20 protein-coding genes are annotated in these 19,169 nt (G+C 43.4%); 12 read left to right on the top strand and 8 right to left on the bottom strand.

The features are described 5' to 3' along the window. Window positions 1-38 precede the first annotated feature (38 nt). Genes B1L02_RS22245 through B1L02_RS22235 form a run of 3 tightly spaced genes read left to right on the top strand, consistent with a single transcriptional unit; the run spans window position 39 to window position 2,819 of the window. The gene (locus B1L02_RS22245) at window positions 39-956 is read left to right on the top strand and encodes a heme/hemin ABC transporter substrate-binding protein (RefSeq protein ID WP_088532910.1); all 918 of its coding nucleotides are present in this window, start codon (window positions 39-41) and stop codon (window positions 954-956) included. Next, the gene (locus tag B1L02_RS22240) at window positions 956-2,011 is read left to right on the top strand and encodes a FecCD family ABC transporter permease (protein ID WP_088532909.1); all 1,056 of its coding nucleotides are present in this window, start codon (window positions 956-958) and stop codon (window positions 2,009-2,011) included. The genes B1L02_RS22245 and B1L02_RS22240 overlap by 1 nt, the downstream gene beginning before the upstream one ends. A gap of 1 nt (window position 2,012) precedes the next feature. After that, window positions 2,013-2,819: a heme ABC transporter ATP-binding protein gene (locus B1L02_RS22235; RefSeq protein WP_088532908.1), complete on the top strand. Its 807-nt coding sequence runs from the start codon at window positions 2,013-2,015 to the stop codon at window positions 2,817-2,819. 711 nt (window positions 2,820-3,530) lie between these two features. Here B1L02_RS22235 and B1L02_RS22230 read toward each other — a convergent pair. From B1L02_RS22230 to B1L02_RS22205, 5 genes are all read right to left on the bottom strand, one after another. Continuing rightward, on the bottom strand, window positions 3,531-4,190 hold the full coding sequence (locus B1L02_RS22230) for a YoaK family protein (protein ID WP_088532907.1): 660 nt from the start codon (window positions 4,188-4,190) through the stop codon (window positions 3,531-3,533). Then, on the bottom strand, window positions 4,187-4,603 hold the full coding sequence (locus tag B1L02_RS22225) for a VOC family protein (protein WP_017217706.1): 417 nt from the start codon (window positions 4,601-4,603) through the stop codon (window positions 4,187-4,189). Before B1L02_RS22225 ends, B1L02_RS22230 begins: the two co-directional genes overlap by 4 nt. Next, window positions 4,600-5,040: a DUF2214 family protein gene (locus B1L02_RS22220; RefSeq protein ID WP_088532906.1), complete on the bottom strand. Its 441-nt coding sequence runs from the start codon at window positions 5,038-5,040 to the stop codon at window positions 4,600-4,602. Before B1L02_RS22220 ends, B1L02_RS22225 begins: the two co-directional genes overlap by 4 nt. A 20-nt stretch (window positions 5,041-5,060) precedes the next feature. Continuing rightward, window positions 5,061-5,471 carry a nucleotide triphosphate diphosphatase NUDT15 gene (locus tag B1L02_RS22215; protein ID WP_088532905.1) on the bottom strand — a complete coding sequence of 137 codons (411 nt, stop codon included), beginning with the start codon at window positions 5,469-5,471 and terminating at the stop codon, window positions 5,061-5,063. Window positions 5,472-6,019: 548 nt separating this feature from the next. Then, window positions 6,020-7,012 carry an LLM class flavin-dependent oxidoreductase gene (locus B1L02_RS22205; protein ID WP_088532904.1) on the bottom strand — a complete coding sequence of 331 codons (993 nt, stop codon included), beginning with the start codon at window positions 7,010-7,012 and terminating at the stop codon, window positions 6,020-6,022. Window positions 7,013-7,299: 287 nt separating this feature from the next. On the opposite strand from B1L02_RS22205, the gene B1L02_RS22200 reads away from it, so the two are divergent. After that, window positions 7,300-7,764 carry a hypothetical protein gene (locus B1L02_RS22200; RefSeq protein WP_088532903.1) on the top strand — a complete coding sequence of 155 codons (465 nt, stop codon included), beginning with the start codon at window positions 7,300-7,302 and terminating at the stop codon, window positions 7,762-7,764. 27 nt (window positions 7,765-7,791) lie between these two features. After that, a complete protein-coding gene (locus tag B1L02_RS22195) occupies window positions 7,792-8,667 on the top strand; it encodes a LysR family transcriptional regulator (protein ID WP_088532902.1) in 876 nt (291 codons plus the stop codon). A gap of 17 nt (window positions 8,668-8,684) precedes the next feature. Here B1L02_RS22195 and B1L02_RS22190 read toward each other — a convergent pair whose 3' ends face one another. From B1L02_RS22190 to B1L02_RS22180, 3 genes are all read right to left on the bottom strand, one after another. Continuing rightward, a complete protein-coding gene (locus B1L02_RS22190) occupies window positions 8,685-9,170 on the bottom strand; it encodes a GNAT family N-acetyltransferase (protein ID WP_088532901.1) in 486 nt (161 codons plus the stop codon). A 77-nt stretch (window positions 9,171-9,247) separates the two neighbouring features. Next, window positions 9,248-9,613 (bottom strand): DUF7674 family protein, encoded by a 366-nt coding sequence (locus tag B1L02_RS22185; protein WP_167651284.1) that lies wholly within the window; start codon window positions 9,611-9,613, stop codon window positions 9,248-9,250. A 75-nt stretch (window positions 9,614-9,688) separates the two neighbouring features. Continuing rightward, window positions 9,689-10,498, bottom strand: a complete 810-nt coding sequence (locus tag B1L02_RS22180) for a sulfite exporter TauE/SafE family protein (RefSeq protein ID WP_088532900.1) — start codon at window positions 10,496-10,498, stop codon at window positions 9,689-9,691. A 465-nt stretch (window positions 10,499-10,963) separates the two neighbouring features. Between B1L02_RS22180 and B1L02_RS22175 the strand changes: the two genes are divergently transcribed. The 7 genes from B1L02_RS22175 (at window position 10,964) to B1L02_RS22145 (ending at window position 19,150) form a co-directional block, all read left to right on the top strand. After that, window positions 10,964-11,941: a DUF1852 domain-containing protein gene (locus B1L02_RS22175; protein WP_088532899.1), complete on the top strand. Its 978-nt coding sequence runs from the start codon at window positions 10,964-10,966 to the stop codon at window positions 11,939-11,941. A 28-nt stretch (window positions 11,942-11,969) separates the two neighbouring features. Next, window positions 11,970-13,010 carry a methionine synthase gene (locus B1L02_RS22170; protein WP_088532898.1) on the top strand — a complete coding sequence of 347 codons (1,041 nt, stop codon included), beginning with the start codon at window positions 11,970-11,972 and terminating at the stop codon, window positions 13,008-13,010. Between the two features lie 167 nt (window positions 13,011-13,177). Continuing rightward, window positions 13,178-14,149, top strand: a complete 972-nt coding sequence (locus B1L02_RS22165; protein WP_088532897.1) for a hypothetical protein — start codon at window positions 13,178-13,180, stop codon at window positions 14,147-14,149. 47 nt (window positions 14,150-14,196) lie between these two features. Then, entirely contained in the window at window positions 14,197-14,382 is a 186-nt protein-coding gene (locus tag B1L02_RS22160) for a hypothetical protein (RefSeq protein WP_088532896.1), read from the top strand. A 48-nt stretch (window positions 14,383-14,430) separates the two neighbouring features. Continuing rightward, window positions 14,431-15,507, top strand: coding sequence for a hypothetical protein (locus B1L02_RS22155; protein WP_088532895.1), 1,077 nt, complete (start codon window positions 14,431-14,433; stop codon window positions 15,505-15,507). A gap of 171 nt (window positions 15,508-15,678) precedes the next feature. After that, window positions 15,679-17,712: a S9 family peptidase gene (locus B1L02_RS22150; RefSeq protein ID WP_088533143.1), complete on the top strand. Its 2,034-nt coding sequence runs from the start codon at window positions 15,679-15,681 to the stop codon at window positions 17,710-17,712. Window positions 17,713-18,064: 352 nt separating this feature from the next. Then, on the top strand, window positions 18,065-19,150 hold the full coding sequence (locus tag B1L02_RS22145) for a 5-methyltetrahydropteroyltriglutamate--homocysteine methyltransferase (protein ID WP_088532894.1): 1,086 nt from the start codon (window positions 18,065-18,067) through the stop codon (window positions 19,148-19,150). The last annotated feature ends 19 nt before the right edge of the window (window positions 19,151-19,169 follow it).

The raw sequence follows: 19,169 nt of genomic DNA, 5'->3' as shown, positions 1-19,169 counted from the left end.
TACTATTCGCAATAAATACTAACAAGTTTGGATTTGTAATGAAAGCTCAAATTACGACACTGCTAACTTCATGTTTGCTACTACTCACTTCCCTCCTACAATCTACCTATGCTAATCAAGGCGACAAAAATATCGTGGTTTCTGGGGGCTCTATTACCGAAATTATTTATGCACTTGGGGAGGAAAATCGTATTGTTGGCGTGGACAGTACTAGCGTATTTCCTGTTGCTGCCACACATAAACCACAAATCGGTTATGTTAGAAAAATCAACGTTGAAGGGATCCTTTCCCTTAATCCTGATTTGTTACTCGGCGAGGCTGATACAGGCCCTGATAAGGTATTAAAACAGCTTCAAGAGACCGGATTACCCACCTATATTTTCAGCGACAACGATAACCTCGCTGGCGTCGAAGATAAAATAACTAAAATCGCCGAGTTACTGGCAGTCAAAGAAAAAGGCCAAGCGCTAATCAATTATATTCAAGCAGACAGAAAAGCCTTAACTCATGTTCTGAAACAAGCAGACGACAAGCCTAAGGTATTATTTGTCTTGAGCCTTCGTAGTGGCCAACCAATTGTTGCGGGTGCTGGAAATTCTGCAGATGAGGTTATCAACGCGGCTGGCGGCGTTAATGTTGCTGCACAGCATTTTGACGGTTGGAAGCCGCTCGCAACCGAAGCGGCCATCGCCATGAACCCTGATGTCATCATTAGTATGGGCCGCCATGGCGAGCAAAAAGCAACGGATTTAAGCCAAGTTCCCCACTTTAAATTCTCAAATGCCGTCAAAAACAACCGAGTTATACTTATCGATGGGACATATTTGCTTGGCATGGGCCCACGCACGCCACAAGCCGTGGTTGAGCTCGCAACCTTACTCCACCCAAACGCCACGCTGCCCAGGGGTTATCGATTTAGAGCAGCCCAGTCTGCACCAAAAAATGAGTCTCTATAATGCTAGCACTCGAGCAATCTCTAATTCCCGCTGAAGTTGCCAGAAAATGGATGTTGTTGGGACTGATTATCGGCTGTATCGTGGTGAGTTTTATTGGCCTTACCAGCGGCGGAGTGAGTATTAGCTACGCTCGCTTGATGGATATTCTCTTTGCAGGCCAATCAAATAACTTAGAACACGCGGTGATCTGGCAAATTAGATTACCAAGATTAGTGCTAGCAATTGTGGTGGGTGCTGGACTTGGTGCATGCGGCGCTGCAATGCAAGCAGTCTTTAGAAACCCGCTGGCAGATCCAGGGTTAATTGGGATTTCTAGTGGCGCCGCACTTGGGGCGATTAGTACCATCGTATTGGGCTCCACGTTACTCAGTGGATTTTCGGATTATTATGGAATTTACGCCGTGCCAATCGGTGCTTTTCTGGGCTGTCTTGGTGTGTGTAGTTTAATCTACCGTTTATCCAGCCAAGGAAATCGCTTCACAATTGTCAGTTTGTTGTTAGCAGGCATAGCAGTAAACGCTATTGTTGGTGCAGTCATCGGAATACTGACGTTGATCAGCTCAGATCAACAGTTACGCGACCTAACCTTTTGGAGTATGGGATCACTTGCAGGCAATAGTTTCACAACTATCATCCCATCGCTGTGTTTAATGTTGGCATGCTGCTTTGGTTTTAGCCGCTTAGCTCAACCGCTCAACCTCTATTTACTTGGCGAGCAACAAGCTAGACACCTCGGGGTCGATGTCGTAGGTTTAAAAAAGAAGGTATTTGTTTATACGGCATTGTGCACCGGTGCGGCGGTTGCGCTAACTGGTATTATTGGTTTCGTTGGCTTTATTGTTCCTCATATAGTGCGCTTATTAATCGGCCCAGATCACCGCTATTTGTTACCTGCTTCGATGTTGGGTGGGGCAATTTTACTGTGTTTGGCAGACTTACTCGCTCGCATACTCATTCTCCCATCAGAATTACCGATAGGCCTTATCACCAGCGCTCTAGGTGGCCCTTTTTTCCTGATCATGCTGGTGAAAACGTATCGTATAAAGGAGCTTTAGTATGTTAGAAGCGCATAACATCAGTGTCCAAGTGGGGCAAAAATTGTTGCTCAAAGACATTGATTTTTCAATCAACCCGGGGGAGTTTGCCGTTGTTCTTGGCCCCAACGGTGCAGGCAAGTCTACCCTACTCAAAGCGCTGTGCGGCGATATCTCGCTAACACAGGGCGATGTCACCTATCATCAACAACGAGTGCAAGACTTAAGTGCCTTGGCACTCTCTCATATTCGTGCCGTACTCACGCAGCAATATGATTGCGAGTTCCCATTTAGCGTGCAAGAGATAGTGGATATGTCGCACTATGTACACCAGCACATTTGTACACTGGACTCGCTTCGTGAGTATTCACAGCAAGCGATGCAAACTTTATCAGTCGAGCATTTAGCAAAGCGGTGCTTTACTCAGCTATCAGGGGGAGAAAAGCAAAGGGTTCAGTTTGCGCGGGTGCTTTGCCAGCTGCTACCTACCTTAGATGCGAACAAACCCTGCTACCTGATGATTGACGAGCCTACCGCAAGTCTAGACTTATATCATCAGTATCAAGTCATGAAGCTAGCTCAGCAAATAGCTAAACAGGGAGCGGGCGTAGTCGCAGTGGTACATGACTTAGCCCTCGCTGCAAGCTTTGCCGATAAGGTATATCTACTGCAACAGGGCGAATTGGTTGCCACCGGATCCCCAGAGGAAGTACTCAGTAACGCTCAATTAATGAGTACCTATGGGATTGATGCAGAGATCACGCTTTCAGATATGTTTTTACCAACCCTTGGTGTTGCAAAGGCGTTTGGACTTTCAGCAGAAAAATAATCTGCGCGAAAACAGGCTGGCATACACCAGCCTGTTTAATCAGCTCGCTTAACTCAGCTCCAAACTTTGAAACTAAAACTAAGTAACCTGAGTTTTGGATAAGGAATGAGCTAACTCATTGTTTTTTAATCACCTTAAACTATCTTCTTATCTAGCCAGAGAGTTTTGGGGATAACTCCGCTCTCGCGTCCTGCTACCGCCCTGCTACCTACATCCTTGTAGGCAAGGCGAATTTACGCACCAATAGCTGGCTATTGGAAGTGGATTCAACGCAATTAGCGCTAAAACTGGTTGCTAGAAGGGCGTTAATTATCCGAAGTTCAGGTTAAATTACATCCATAAAAAAACGGGAGATCGACAGTTATGCCGACCTCCCGTTTCAAAAAATTTTGAAAACGTGTGCCACTGAATTTCGGGCACAAAAAACCCGGCGATGAAGTATCATCGCCGGGTTCGTCTTTCCAATCATCAGATACACTGCCGCCATCCACATTGATTCAGGGAATCACCAATGTCTCTGATGAATATTTAGAAAGTAAGCTCCGAGCAACACTTCATCGTGTTAATGCACGGAGCAAAGCCTTCTAACAAAATTCTTAAATAGGATGTAAAACATCGTGGAAAGATCCAAATTAAAATCGCGCGCCAATTTATACGATGTCGATTAAGTAGTCAATAATCCAAACTAAGATACGTCAACACAACGGTGTACTATCCCTTATCCCTAAGCGCAAAGCGGTAAACACCTGCGATCAGCAAACAAATGGTTATAGGCAACCACAGCGCCTGAAAGTAAAACTTGTTATAAAGCCAAGCGCCCAACAGGCCACCTGCCACAAACCCTGAGATTATCAACACAAACAGTTTTGCTTTTCTGGTATCCAGTGGCTCGCCTCTACATAGCGCCCCAATCATTAGTCCTAAGTCGGTGAATATTCCTGTTACATGGGTTGTCCTCACCACAGCTCCACTGTACGTGGTGGCTAATGCGTTTTGTAGTCCACAAGCGGCTGAGGCAAAAAAGTGACCATAAAATGAGCCTTGCATCAGTAATACGAGAGACACGGTAAGCAATATAGCTTCGATCACCAACGCGGTATCGTAATGTTTGCCAAGCCTTAACGCGGTGCCATGCAGCAAAAATCCCGCAAGTACAGAGCCAAGCAAGAACGCGAGTAACACACCAAATAAGTGCAGGGTTTCTTTAAGATTACCACCTAAAAAACTGGTTCCGAGCATAGTCGCAGTGCCGGATAAATGAGAAACGGATTGGTGCTCGAAGCTAAGTAGGCCAATTGCATTCACAAATCCTGCGACGAGCGCCAATATAAAAGCGCCGATCTCAACCCATTTTGGTAACTTTGAGATCATCTCTTCGCCATGGGATGATCAGGGTTTAATTGCAATAAGTCCCAGCGGTTGCCATAGAGATCTTCAAATACAGCAACCGTGCCATAATCTTGCTCTTGTGGCTCGCGAATAAATCGAATGCCAATAGACTTCATGCGCTCATAATCACGCCAGAAATCATCGGTATTTAAAAATAAAAATACCCGCCCACCAGCTTGATCACCAATAAACTTCTGCTGCTCTGGCGTAGAAGCTCTGGCAAGTAGTAACGCGGTACCATGAGAATTAGGCGGTGCCACCACCACCCAGCGTTTATCTTGCTCGGGTTGATAGGTGTCTTCTATTAATTCAAAACCTAGTTTATTGACGTAGAAGTCAATGGCTTCATCGTAGTCTTTAACGACGAGCGCAATATTGACAATATTTTGTTTCATGATGAGGGCAACCCATAGCCTCTTGCCATGAGTGCAGCAAGTAGCGGTAAAACTAAAAGTAACAGCATTTCTAGCCTTTTAATGACGATGATGCGCTGGGGCACAAACAAATTAGCTGCTGTTGTATTACGGTGCTTCAATAAAAACACAGTCGGAATGATAGATAACAAAGCGATTAACAAAAATAGTCCCACTTTGGCATGGAAAATCGGGTTTTTAGTATAGAATTCACTGGGCTTGCCAACTGCAAACCATAGCGTTAATCCTGCGCCAAGGGTTACAAGCGCACTAACACCATACAAGCCATCAATTACAGCTAATCGCTTAATGCTCTGACTACTCATTGATTTGGAGAGTAGTATGTTTTCAATCGCGAGCGTTGATGCCAAAAATAAAATACCGATAAAGTGAATATATCTAACGACTATCTCTTCCATGCTATGCCCCAATTGTTATTTTAGTTCTGATAAAGTGTGTTGTTTTCTTCTAAAAAGTTCACCAAAGGTAAAAACAGAGGCTGCGGCAATTTATCAAGCGAAAACCACTGCCATTGTTTGCATTTATTTGGCTCTTTAACTTCTGCATTATGAGTATCGCACCTTGCCATGACAAACAGAGTGACATAATGTTTCTGCTCATCGGCAAAATAATCATTAGTAAAACCCAGCTTTTCAACGTTTACAACATCTAGCCCCGTTTCTTCATGCACCTCTCTTATTGCGCATGCCTCAATGTCCTCTCCATACTCTAAATGGCCACCCGGCGTTGCCCAAGTATGTGCGCCATGAGCACCGATGCGCTCACCAAGCAAAATTTTATTATCGTGCATTATGACCACGCCAACCCCGACGCGCACAACTTGATCCATCATTTTTCCTTTAGGGCCTGTTTACCTTTCAAGTTTGTTTTTGCAGCAGTTTGATTGGTATTTGTACAAGGCAGAGCCTGCGTAGCATAGTTATTCTATGTGAGTCAGGCGAGAACACAGTAGAAATGCTAATCAAGCGCTGCCCTTTGGGTTCACCTGAGTGCGCTCTGTTCATTGTTGCTCAACTTTTGCCTAGATTACTAGGCGGCAAGTCGAGCGTCGCGACCAAAACACACTCAGAAGAACAAAAATCAAACAGCAAAGATCAACAGGCCCTAGTTGTTACTGCAAATATTGTCTCGCTAAACTTATTATTCAGGGTGATTTAAACACCTCTAGCTCAGCAAGTTTAGCTTCTAGTACCTTAGTGTTTTCATTTTCATGACGGAGCGTTATTTCTTTCGCCCGACATAAAAGGCAGAATAAGTAGAGAAAGGATACGCAACCAAATCGTTTCCAACTTTCGTTCCTTGTAAATTTTTAACTCACAGTGTACCGCAAACCTTCTCTTAAGTACTCTCTTAAGTACTACCTTCACACTCCGACTTTTACGTTAAGCTCGCCACGATTTCAAGCGCATGTTTTCTATCACTTAGCTCGTATAAATCGTTGGTAAAAATAAACTCATCGACCGCTAACTCACGTTTAATCATGCTGAGTTTATGATGAACCGTCGCGGGACTACCAACAACAGATAGCCCTAAAAAGCTTTCGACTTGCATTTGCTCTTGGGCATTCCATAGACCCTCCATCGAGTCAACAGGGGGTTTCAACCATAACGCCTGACCTCGCATCAATGCTAGGATACGTTGCTTTGACGTGGTAGCTAAATACTGCGCTTGCTCGTCGGTATCCGCTGCAACTACCGGTAAACCAAGCATTACATAAGGTTTATCTAATACCTCTGATGGTTGAAAATCGCGACGGTAAAGCGCGATAGCATCATGCACGAATCGTGGCGCAAAGTGGCCCGCAAATGCATAAGGTAAACCTCGCTTTGCGGCGAGCTGGGCACTGTATAAACTTGAACCTAGCAACCAGATCGGTACCTTAGTGTTTTCGCCCGGAATGGCACGCACCGAGGAGCGACCATCATAAGGCCCGAGCAAGGTTTGTAATTCAGCGACTTCGTCATCAAATTGTTCTGCACGTCTGTCATCGCGACGCAATGCTCGGCTGGTAATAGGATCGCTACCAGGCGCGCGCCCTAATCCCAAATCAATACGCCCTGGATAGAGGCTTTCTAAGGTGCCAAACTGCTCAGCGACAACTAACGGTGGATGATTTGGCAACATCACGCCACCCGCGCCCACCCGAATACTGTGAGTGTGTCCGGCAATATGCCCTATCAATACAGAGGTTGCTGCGCAGACAATGCCACGCATATTATGATGTTCAGCCATCCAAAAGCGTTTAAAACCGAGTTCATCCGCTTTTTGCGCATAAGCTACGCTGTTAGCGAGGGTTTGTGAAACGGTATCTTGCTCTTTCATCGGGCTTAATTCGAGCAAAGAAAATGGCATGTTAGCAAGTGAAGTCATAACAATCCTTAACGGTTTGAGTTACACCATAGAGTAAGGGTTGCAGCATCCATTTCAATCCGAAATCCCGCACTACATTGTTGCTGATTTTCGACTATCGCTATGTTGCAGATATCATCAGTGATTTGCTGACTCGGCAATTAGGCTAACCCTGTATTTGAAAAGGCTAAAGGTAAAATTCTTTAGTTTCATGGTGCGTAAGCGCAACATCGTCAGCACATAATAATCCACATAAAACTGGTTATTGCCTGCTAGACTCATAAAAAACTGACTTGGAGCAATATCTTATGAGAGCAGCCATCTTGTTTATTTTATTTACTTTTAGTAGCCAGTTATTGGCAGAAACGGACACAACTAAAATCAATATACTGTTCGACAGCTACATGAGTAAATACAACCATTATCTACAAACTGGTGATTTACCTACCAGCCCTCAATTGTACACAGATACGCTCATGCTAATGTCATCAAGTTCAAAACCGAGCGTGATCACGCAAACGCAAATGAATAAACAGGTGCAAGTATTCTTAACACGCCTAAAAGAAGATGGTGTCAGTTACGTAAAATGGAGCAAGGTCAGTATTCATTTTCTTGATAAAAATATTGCGTTAGTGAGCAACATCGCTGAGCGATACACCCAATCAGGCGCACTTTTTAATAAAGTAGGCGCAAGCTACTACGTCTATTTAGTTGATGGTGAATGGAAAATATCTGCGTTCGCTGTACATGATGCGAAAAACACTTTACTTTAATTACATCTAAACTTTGGTGTTGTAGGCATGGAAAACTGGGATGACTTTCAATTACTGCTTGCCTTAAAGCGCGCCAATACACTCAGAGGTGCGGCCAAAGTTCTCGGCGTAAACCACACGACAGTATCTCGTAGGCTACATGTTTTAAATCAACGCTTTAGTCTTGATATATGCATGCTTTCGCAAGGCAAAGTCACGTTTTCTGAATTGGGACTGCAGCTGCTCAGTGCCGCTGAAAATATGGAAGCCTGCCTTGCCCCTCACTTAAGCCAAATTAACACTTCGGTTAAGCAGTTAAAACAACAAATAAACCTATCTATCCCCCCAGCAATTTTGCAGTTTGTCTTGTTAGACGAATTACATGAATTTCAGCAAAACAATCCTTATCTCACGCTGTCGATAAATACTACTTATGCACTTTCCGATCTAGAGAAATCAGAGGCCGACGTTGTGATCCGAGCTTCTCACGTTCCGGATGAGCACTTAGTTGGTCACCGGCTATTTCCGATTTCACTTGGCTACTTCATGCATAAAGACTATCTCGATAAACGCACGAGTGAAAACGTTTCTTGGATAACCGCCAGCGTAACAGAAAGACCGACTTGGCTACTTGATACGCCCTATCCAAACGCCCCAATTTCTCTATCAATCGAAGATTTAGTGCTGCGTCATCAGGCTGCATCCAAAGGGCTTGGTATGATCAGAGGGGCGCATTATATTGCAAGGCATTTTCCTAATTTAATCGAATTTGCACCAGCGAGTGAACACTATGCAGATTTATGGATCTTAACCCATCCAACAAAAAAATCCTTACCCAACGTCAAGCGGCTTATCAGCTTTTTACTTAAGGCTATGCGCAGTAAACAAATACTGATCGACTGCGCAAAACATTCGCCACGTTAGTTTAGAGCCTGTCCACTTTAATCAGCCAACCATTTGTACATAACATAGCTATCGACCAAACCCTGCCTAGGATGCTTGTAAGCCTTGGGAATAGTGCCCACAATGGTAAAACCAAGATTTTGCCAAAGTTTAATCGCCAGTTCATTGGTCGATACCACGCTATTAAATTGCATGGCTTCGAACCCCAGCGCTAACGCTTGTTGCTGGGAATGTTCACACATCAGCCGTGCAATTCCTTTACCACGAGCCAAACTCGACACCATGTAACCACAGTTACATATATGACTGCTCGGGCCCTGTGCATTTTGTTTTAAATAGTAAGTGCCAAGTACCTCACCGTGTTCAACAAATACATAGGCTTTGAGCGGCGTTTCGCACCAAAGTAAAAATGCCTGCTCCATACTCATGGTTGAGTCAAATGCATACGTTTCTTGCGCTTGGATAACTTCTGAAAATGTTGGCCAAAACGACTCAAAATCACCCCGAGTTATCTCTCTTATCATCTCTTTACCCGTGTATTCGACTATATGTGGATCACGATTGAATATACCCACTCAATTGAACTTGCGCCAGTTTTGAATTAAGTCCTCGGGGTAGGTATGTTTCCATGAAAGTCGAGATATAAGGCTTTTAAGTTGGTTGGGAGCAGCGGCCACCCTAAATCTATACCTCGTTGTGTTGCACGCCAAAAGAGATGCTCCACATAATACGCATCAATAAAATTGCACAGTGGCGGACTTGCGTTAGTTAGCTTGTTGTTTATATAGTCTAGATATGCCGCTGCGACCTCTAATTCACCGTTGTTAAAGGCGTAAGTAGTCAGGTTTGCAAACGCTTCCATGCGAAAGCTTGTTGCGCACTTTTCATGCTCGGCCATCAAAGGAACAACTTCAGGGAATAAGAGTTGGATCTCTTTGATAAGCCTTTTAATTTCAATTTTTGTCAAAGGTCGATAACGCTTAATAAAACAAAACTCGAACAAATTTACCCAAAAAAAGAGCGCATTAACAGCGCTAGCTTTCTAATTCACCGCCATATTCACCGCCATCACTAGTAGCAGCACCGCAAATACCTTTTTAATCGTGGCAACAGGCAAGTGATGTGTGGCTTTGGCCCCCATCGGAGCGGTAAACCAAGACGTGCACACAATCCCAAAAAGGGCAGGTAAATAAACAAATCCGGCGAAACCATCCGAGAGTGCAAAGTGCGCACTACCCGAGCTAATGTAGCCAACAGAGCCAAAAAGTGCGATAACAATGCCACATGCAGAAGCGCAGCCAATGGCCTTTTTCATATCGACAGAGAAAAACGTCAACAACGGTACCAACAGCGCTCCACCGCCAATGCCTATCATGGCAGATAAACCACCGGTGATCGTCGTTAATACCGTGAGTACACCTTTATTCGGTAACTGTCTTTGGGTTGTGCTCTCATTTTTACTGCTATAAAACATTTTTATTGCTATCAATACTACGCTTACTGCAAATACAATACGCACTGCGGTTTCGGGTAATAGCGCTGCCAAAAAACCACTAATAAGCGCACCCAGTGCAACGCCTGTCATTATCCACGGCGCTAAATCCCACGGTACATTGCCATTTTTATGATGCGCGATTGCCGAAGAGGTAGAAGTAAATAAAATGGATGCCAGCGATGTCGCTACAGCGGCTATGACCACTTGCTCCGGTGGTAACACGTTAAAGTTCAGTAAAATACTGCTCAGCACCGGAACAATAACCAGCCCACCGCCAATACCCAACAGTCCTGCTAAAAAGCCGACAACACTACCGAGTAGTGCACAATACACAAACAACAATATCAACTCACTCATTCCACTTATCTCTTCTTTTCATTGAGGCGCAATCACCTAAGTAAGTAATATAGGCGTTGCTTTTCGCCTTTCTGTCACCTAAGCGCTGGCGAGTATAACAACATAACGCTTTGCCATTGGTGCTTTTGACTCAGATAGGCCTTGAATATTCCTCACGTTTTACTTGAAACAAATGCAACCTAGACATTTAGCAGTCTAGACTTTCAGATTCCCACCAGGTTTTACTCTGCAATTGCTCATATTTTCTGCACATGCGACTCAATAAGCGGCATCTATTTTTGTAACTCATGAATCAGACTCATGTTTTATGTGAAATAAAACCGTTTTTCTTCATCTTATGATCCACGTATAAATCTCACATCACTTAATGTTCGGCACTCTCACTGCGTCCCCGTGGATACCTGTTTACCGCAGTGAAACGTAATTGCCGAGCGCGTTAGCATTAGAATTGGATACCTGAAGAACATGAATAACGAGTTTACTTTCACTATTAAGAGCATTCGTCTTGACGAAAATTACCATCCGTCAAACAGCACGCGGATCACCACCAACTTTGCTAACTTAGCAAGAGGCGAAAGCCGCCAGCAGAACTTACGCAATGCCTTAAAGATGATTGATAATCGCTTTAACGCATTGGCTAACTGGGATAACCCAAAAGGCGACCGTTACTCTGTTGAGCTTGAGATAGTCTCAGTAGATATGGATATTGCCGGTAGTGGACAAACTTTCCCGTCAATTGAGGTGTTAAAAACCAATATCGTTGACCACAAAACTAATGAACGCATTGAGGGAATTGTTGGTAACAACTTCTCATCTTACGTACGTGACTACGACTTTAGCGTGCTATTGCTTGATCATAATAAAGATCAACCTAAATTCAGCATCCCAGCTAACTTTGGCGACTTGCATGGGAAGCTATTTAAATACTTTGTCGATTCAGATACTTACAAAACTCATTTTAGTAAGACACCGGTGATTTGCCTAAGCGTATCAGATAACAAAACCTATCACCGCACTGAAAATCAGCACCCAGTGCTTGGCTTTGAATATCAGCCAAATGAGTCATCATTAACTGAGCAATATTTTAAAAAGATGGGCTTACAGGTGCGCTACTTTATGCCACCAAATAGCGTTGCACCTTTGGCTTTTTACTTCTTTGGTGACTTACTGAATGACTACACCAATCTGGAGTTGATCAGCACCATCAGCACCATGGAAACATTCCAAAAGATCTACCGCCCTGAGATTTACAACGCCAATGCGGTTGCGGGCAAGTGCTATCAGCCAAACTTGAAAAACCTAGATCACTCATTAACACAGATTGTTTATGACCGCGAAGAGCGCAGCCAGTTGGCGATTGCACAAGGTCGATTTGCCGAAGAGCATTTTATCAAGCCTTACCAAACCGTGCTTGAACAGTGGTCTGCAAATTACGCTTTATAATCAACGGGAATATGGAACAGCATTTATTATGAAAACACTATTACCAACGTCTACTGCTGGCAGTTTACCTAAGCCCGCTTGGCTTGCTCAGCCAGAAACCCTGTGGTCACCTTGGAAACTAGAGGGCGACGAGCTTATTGATGGCAAAAACGATGCGCTACGTATTGCTTTGCAAGAGCAACAACTTGCAGGGATTGATATCGTGAGTGACGGCGAGCAAACCCGTCAACACTTTGTAACCACTTTTATTGAACACCTAAGCGGTGTGGACTTTGAGAAGCGTCAAACGGTAAAAATTCGCGACCGCTATGATGCCAGTGTTCCGACCGTGGTTGGCCCAGTATCTCGCCAAAAGCCAGTTTTTGTTGAAGATGCCAAATTTTTACGCAGCCAAACAGACAAACCTATCAAATGGGCGTTGCCAGGTCCTATGACGATGATAGATACGCTGTATGATGACCACTACAAAAGCCGTGAAAAGCTAGCGTGGGAATTTGCGAAGATCCTGAACCAAGAAGCCAAAGAGCTGGAAGCCGCTGGAGTCGATATCATTCAGTTCGACGAACCTGCTTTTAATGTATTTTTTGATGAGGTCAACGACTGGGGCATTGCGGCGCTTGAACGGGCTATTGAAGGACTCAAATGCGAAACCGCAGTGCATATTTGCTACGGCTACGGCATTAAAGCCAACACCGATTGGAAAAAGACCTTAGGATCAGAATGGCGTCAATATGAAGAGGCGTTTCCTAAGCTACAAAAATCCAATATCGATATTATCTCTTTAGAGTGCCATAACTCTCACGTGCCAATCGACTTGTTAGCGTTGATCCGTGGTAAAAAAGTGATGGTTGGTGCAATTGATGTTGCAACCAACACCATCGAAACGCCAGAAGAAGTTGCCAACACGCTACGCAAAGCGCTTGAGTTTGTTGACGCCGACAAACTCTACCCATGCACTAACTGCGGTATGGCACCACTTTCTCGTGATGTGGCAAGAGGTAAGCTAGCTGCATTGAGCGCAGGGGCTGAACTCGTGCGCCAAGAGCTATTAGCCAAAAAATCAGCTTGATAAAAACTGAATTAACAACAGTTTTAGTTGCTAGAATGTAACCTAAATCACGTGCCTCTTTTAGGGATGATAGTGGCACAACACAGCCAGTTTATTGACAATCAAAAAAAAAGTCATAGGCTTGTATTATATTTTTTACTTTTAACTCACATTAAAAAGGAAGTTTAATGATACTAGTAATTGGTGCAAAAAAAGATCCGTCAGTCTCAAGAGTTGTAGGAAAGCTAAACGACAAAGGTATTGAGACCGTTATTTTCGATCCATTTCAACCTCAACTTTACACTATTGAACAAGATAGTAACGGCCTTTTCAGTCTTTTCCACAACAATAAAAAAATACCTGAAAGAAGTATTATATGGAATCGAAAGAAAATTTTCGAAGGAACAGGGTTTTACTTTGATATTGAAGATAAAAGGGCTGCAAAAGTATTAGAAAATGAATGGAATGGATTCTATCAGAACCTACTCGCTTTATATGAAGGAAAGACATTTAACTCAGTATCTTCTCTTCGAAACCGTTCAAAAATAAAACAATGCATATTGGCAAAGCAAGCGGGACTTAATATTGCACCGTCTATAGTGAGTAATAATAAATCACATTTAGTTGATTTCAGTTATCAGCAGCAATGCGTTATCAAAACCTTATCAGGAAGGAAGATCCCACCAAAAAGCAACGAAGCTGATATCCCTTACAATTTTATGACTCTAAGACTTGAGCAAGAGCATTTACTGGATTCAGATCAAGAAGAACTGTCGATTGCGCCTACTTTTTTGATGCCCGAGATAGTCAAAGAATTTGAGCTTAGGATCGTTGTAACTGGACATGATTTGCTAGCATTTAAAGTGGATTCTCAACAATACAATTCTACGGAAACTGATTGGCGCTTTGGTAACTTATCTCTAGATTTTACTTGCTATCAACTTCCTGACTATATTAAACATTCTATTTTGAAATACATGGAGCTAGCTGAGTTAACTTTTGGAAGTATTGACATGATAGTAGATAAACAGGGTAATTTTGTATTTTTAGAATGTAATCAGGACGGTATTTGGGAGTGGTTGGAACCAGTATGTGGATTTCAAATATCTACAAATTATGCAAACACGTTGGCTAACATATACTCCCATATAGTGAAGTAGCACTTGAGCGCTTAGACTCAAATTAAAAATTCATAAGGAAATTTCATATGAAATCTGTGACTCCTTTCATCCTAAAACACCGAGATCAGGTTGAACCTAAAGTAAGAGACATTAGAGACTCGGAGCTCTCCTCTATTGCTGGGGGTGGTATTAGACAGCCTGACAATCCATGCGGGTGCGATACAATGACGAGTACACCTGATAGTGACGGCGGAGACGATGGTCAAGATTAATGTTCATTATTGAGATCAGAGCAATCTGATCTCATTTCGGTGAAAAATATGAAACTCTTAACTCTTCTCCTTATGTTTTTTTACGCTCCATTAAGTGCCAACGAAATTTGGCAATTATCTCAAAATATTCCAAGTAGCAAAGAAACGATAGAAAAACTCCCGAAACAATTACAGGCACAGTATTACGGATTATCTGGGCATAATGGAATGGCACTTGAATTACTTTTTCAAGGTTCGCTTCCCAACAACGATATAACTCTTTCTCAAAGTAGCTGGAAAAAGATTGTGACTCATCTAAAAAGCCCGAAAGTAAAAGTGTTAGCGATCAATGATAATCACGCATTACATGAACCAAGAGCATTCTTAAAAAGTAAATTACTGGAATTAAAGGCATTAGGTTTTACTCATATCAGCTTTGAAGCCTTTTCAGATACAGAAAAAGAGTTTATGGCTGTTAATGGAGTTTACACGACAGAGCCTGTGTTTGCAGCCCTCATAAGGTATGCAAAAGCATTAGGGTTTACATTGTATGGACACGAACCTGTTTCCGTTAACAAAAGCGAATTACCTTGGCCAGAAAAACAGCAGGCTAGGAAGGAGGCAATGGCTGCACGTTTGGCAAGTATTACTGATAAGCTTAACCATAGAGAAAAACTTATTGTATTTGTAGGCCATAATCACGTTTTTGAGCGAAACCGTAAGAATAATAAAGAATATACAATACAGATGCTATCCAACCATCTAGCAGAAACATCTCAGGGAGAGGTCATTAGTATTTCTATTGTTGTAAGAAACCTTATACAACCAGAAGTGGCTACGTTTGACGTCTCCCAAAATGACAATTTCAATACTGATTACCTAATCCAACTAGGTAGCCGAAATAAGGCCTATGGTGCGAGAGTAGAGCTAGGAGATAAATGGATGCCCGTCAAGATCAGTAAATGCGAGGGCCAAACGCTACTTGTTGCCTTTTTAATTGAAAATCACACCCGTTATTTATACGATCGGAGCACAATGCACTGTACCACCCCTGAACCTCTCTTTTTAGGTCCGGGAGAGTATGAAGTAGAACAGTATTCAGAGCAAGGTAAGATACTAACTACTTACCGGTTGTCTAAAAAGTGATAATTAAGTTGGGTTATGCATGAATGAACGCATGAGTCTAAAAAACAACACTCACTCCCATTTTATTTGACACATCGAGTTTTTATTTCGTTCTATCGCGTATTAGGTGACATTGAATTGCGCCTGAATAACTATGAAGCCCTAAATAAAAATTATATAGAAGGTGGCATTATGCCTTTTGGATTGAAACGGACGCTCATTTGCACTTTACTGGCTTGCGCTGCATTGCCAACAGTCGCGCAGACTGAGGTGGGATTAAAGGCTCAAGACATTTTTGAGCTGGAATATGCAAACGACCCGCAAATATCACCAGATGGTACTCAAGTGGTATATGTGCGTAACAGCAATGATGTAATGAAGGATGCTAAGCGACAAAACCTGTGGCTTGTCGATACAAAATCTGGCGCACAATCGCCACTCTTCTCTGATGAAAACAATTACAGTCAACCTCGCTGGTCGCCAGATGGTGGCAAAATCGCCTTTGTGAGCAATGTATCTGGCAGCACACAAATTCATGTACATTATCTTGCTCAAAACCGTACGGCACTACTTACACAGTTGCAATCTGGGATCAGTGGCTTAACTTGGTCACCAGATGGCAAATGGCTGGCTTTTAGCCAAAAGGTTGCTGAAAAGCCTGCGGTCATCGCCAAAATGCCAGAAAAACCAAAAGGCGCGAAGTGGTCCGACTCTGCCATTGTTATCGACAAAGCCTACTACCAAGCTGATGGCCGAGGCCTTATCAAACCCGGCTATCGCCATATTTTCGTGTTACCGAGTGAAGGCGGCACGCCACGCCAATTAACCTCTGGTAATTATCACCATAGTGGGAAACTCGCGTGGCGAGCAGACGCACAGGCGATTGTGTTTTCAGCAAACCGTATCGCAGACTGGGAATACAAGCGCCTAGAAGGCGACTTATTCGAAGTTGATTTTAACCGTAATATCACCCAACTTACATCTGCTCCAGGTCGTGAGTACGCGCCTAGTTTTTCCGAAAATGGTAAAAAGCTGGCTTACCTTAGTGCATCGAACGCGCTAAACCCTTACCGTAATAGCAAACTGAATATTATGGATTGGCAGGACAAAACCTCTCACATGATTGCCAAAGACTTCGACCGCTCAATCCAAGACCCAACTTGGATTAGCAGTGATAGACTGGCGATGACGTACGACGACCACGGCAAGCGAAAGCTCGCGAGCATTACCACAAAAGGCAACATTACCGACATCACAGATACGCTCTCAGGCACAACCCTTGGTCGCCCTTATCTAAGCGGTGAGTTTAGTGCTAATTTTGATGGGGAAATTGCCTTTACTCAAGGGTCGAGTGAGCGCCCGGCAGACATCGCAATAACAACAAGAAAAGGTAAAGTAACGCAACTAACCCGCCTTAACGAAGACCTACTTGCACATAAAACCCTAGGTAAAGTGCATGAGATCACGTATAGGTCGTCGTTCGACGGGGAGAAAATTCAGGGCTGGTATATTACGCCACCAAACTTTGACCCGAAAAAACAATACCCATTACTACTAGAAATTCACGGTGGCCCACACTTAGCCTACGGCCCGCATTTCTCAGCAGAATTACAGCGTTATGCCGCTGAAGGTTACGTGGTATTTTACGACAATCACAGAGGCAGCAGCTCTTACGGCGAGCGCTTCGCTATGTTGCTCAAATACAAATACAGCTCGAAAGAAGACTTTGCCGATCATAACTCAGGGGTAGACGCTATGCTTGAGAAAGGCTTTATCGACAAAGATAATCTGTTTATTGCTGGCGGTTCTGCAGGTGGTATCGCAACAGCCTACGCAATTGGCTTAACTAACCGTTTTAACGCAGCGGTTGTCGTAAAGCCTGTGATCAACTGGCTGAGTAAAGTGCTTACCGCTGACAGTGGCCTTGGTCAAATTCCAACGCAATTTCCTGGTATGCCATGGGAGCATATGGAACACTATTGGCAACGCTCACCGCTTTCGCTCGTTGGCAACGTAACCACCCCAACCATGCTAATGACGGGTGAAGAAGACTTGCGCACGCCAATGGCCGAAACTGAGCAGTTCTACCAAGCGCTTAAGCTACGTAAAATTGACTCTGTACTGGTCAAAATTCCAGGTGCGCCACATGGAATTGCCGGCCGTCCTTCTCGGATGATCAGCAAAATCGAGCACACGCTAGCTTGGTTTGAAAAATACAAGAAGTAAAGAGAAAAGCCGCACAAAGCGGCTTTTTTCATAAATCGACTTGTTTTTAATCTAAAATTTAGAGAAGTAGCGAACTCACTACTTTTAAAGTTCGCATTTAAAATTAGCATTTCAAGTTAGCTTTAAAACACCACCTAACCTCGCTTAAAAGTTTCCGCTAACGGTTATCTCATTAAGTAAAATCCCATGTAATCAAGGCAATTATATCTATCTGATCCTATACTCACAGAGGCACTTGTGTGTTTGCAAAACAGATAAAATATATGGGTTAGTATAAGCACACATTTGTTTGACTGTTTATGGCCTTTTTATGGCGTTAATTAGAATAAGCAACACGATAAGGTAGACTACGATGACGCGGCTCCAGATCCCCAGTGAACAAATCGGATCAATTCCTCGAAATCCCTGTTTAATAAATGCTTACAGGAACTATAAGCAAGGAAAGATAAGTTACGCGGTTTTAAACGAAATCGCAGAGCGTGAAACACAACTGGTGATAAAAGAGCTCGAAGCGATTGGCTGTAAGGTCGTCAGTGATGGCGAGCAAAGAAAGTTTGATGGTTTTGCTCACTACTGCTTACACGACTCACCTTGTTACTCAGATCAGGGCCTGCTCGTTGATTTTGACGATGGTCACTCTCGGGTTTTTGCTCCACATCTCAAAGTTCCGCCATTTCGCTATCAACATACCGCGGATGAATTTCTCGCTTTTGCACTCAAGCATGCAACCGTGCCAGTCAAGCAAGCCGTTATTTCTCCTTCAATGTTGAGCTTAGTTTATCCATCTCACGGGATTGAAAATTATGATCATGAAAGCTTTATTAGTGATTTGATAAACGAGCATGTTGGCGAAGTAAAACGCTGCTTAGCACTAGGTGCGCACAAGGTACAAATTGACTTTACTGAAGCGAGGCTTTCTTTAAAGCTAGATCCTTCAGGTCAGACCCTCAAGTCCTTTGTTGAACTGATCAATAAATGTCTCGCCCAATTTAGTGATAGCGAAAGGCAACGCATTGGTATTCACACCTGTCCGGGTGCCGATATTGATGCAACCCATAGCGCAGACATAGACTATAAATATCTATTACCTACGCTTTTCGACATTAATGCAGGAAGCTTCTACGTTGCACTTAGAGGTGAAGAGAATCCCAAGAAAACCCTGAAGCTGATAGGCAGCATCCTCAAGCCCTTCCAACGTGTATTTATTGGCGTGATTAACCCGAACAGTCGCGAAATAGAGAGCCCTGAATCTGTAAGAGATCTCGTATTACTCGCAAGTGAGTTTATTCCCATTCCGCAGCTAGGCACTTGTGATGATTGCGGTTTTTCGCCATTCGCTGATGATTGTTCAACAACCAGAGAAATAGTGTATGAAAAAATAAAATCGCGACTGGTCGGCACAAAAATGGCCGAAGAAGCACTTAATTCACGTTCGTAGAAAAATTGAATTAGCCAAT

It is taken from the genome of Pseudoalteromonas piscicida (assembly GCF_002208135.1).
In the GTDB taxonomy this organism is placed as follows: Bacteria; Pseudomonadota; Gammaproteobacteria; order Enterobacterales; family Alteromonadaceae; genus Pseudoalteromonas; species Pseudoalteromonas piscicida_A.
This window is presented reverse-complemented; position numbering and strand designations above follow the sequence as displayed.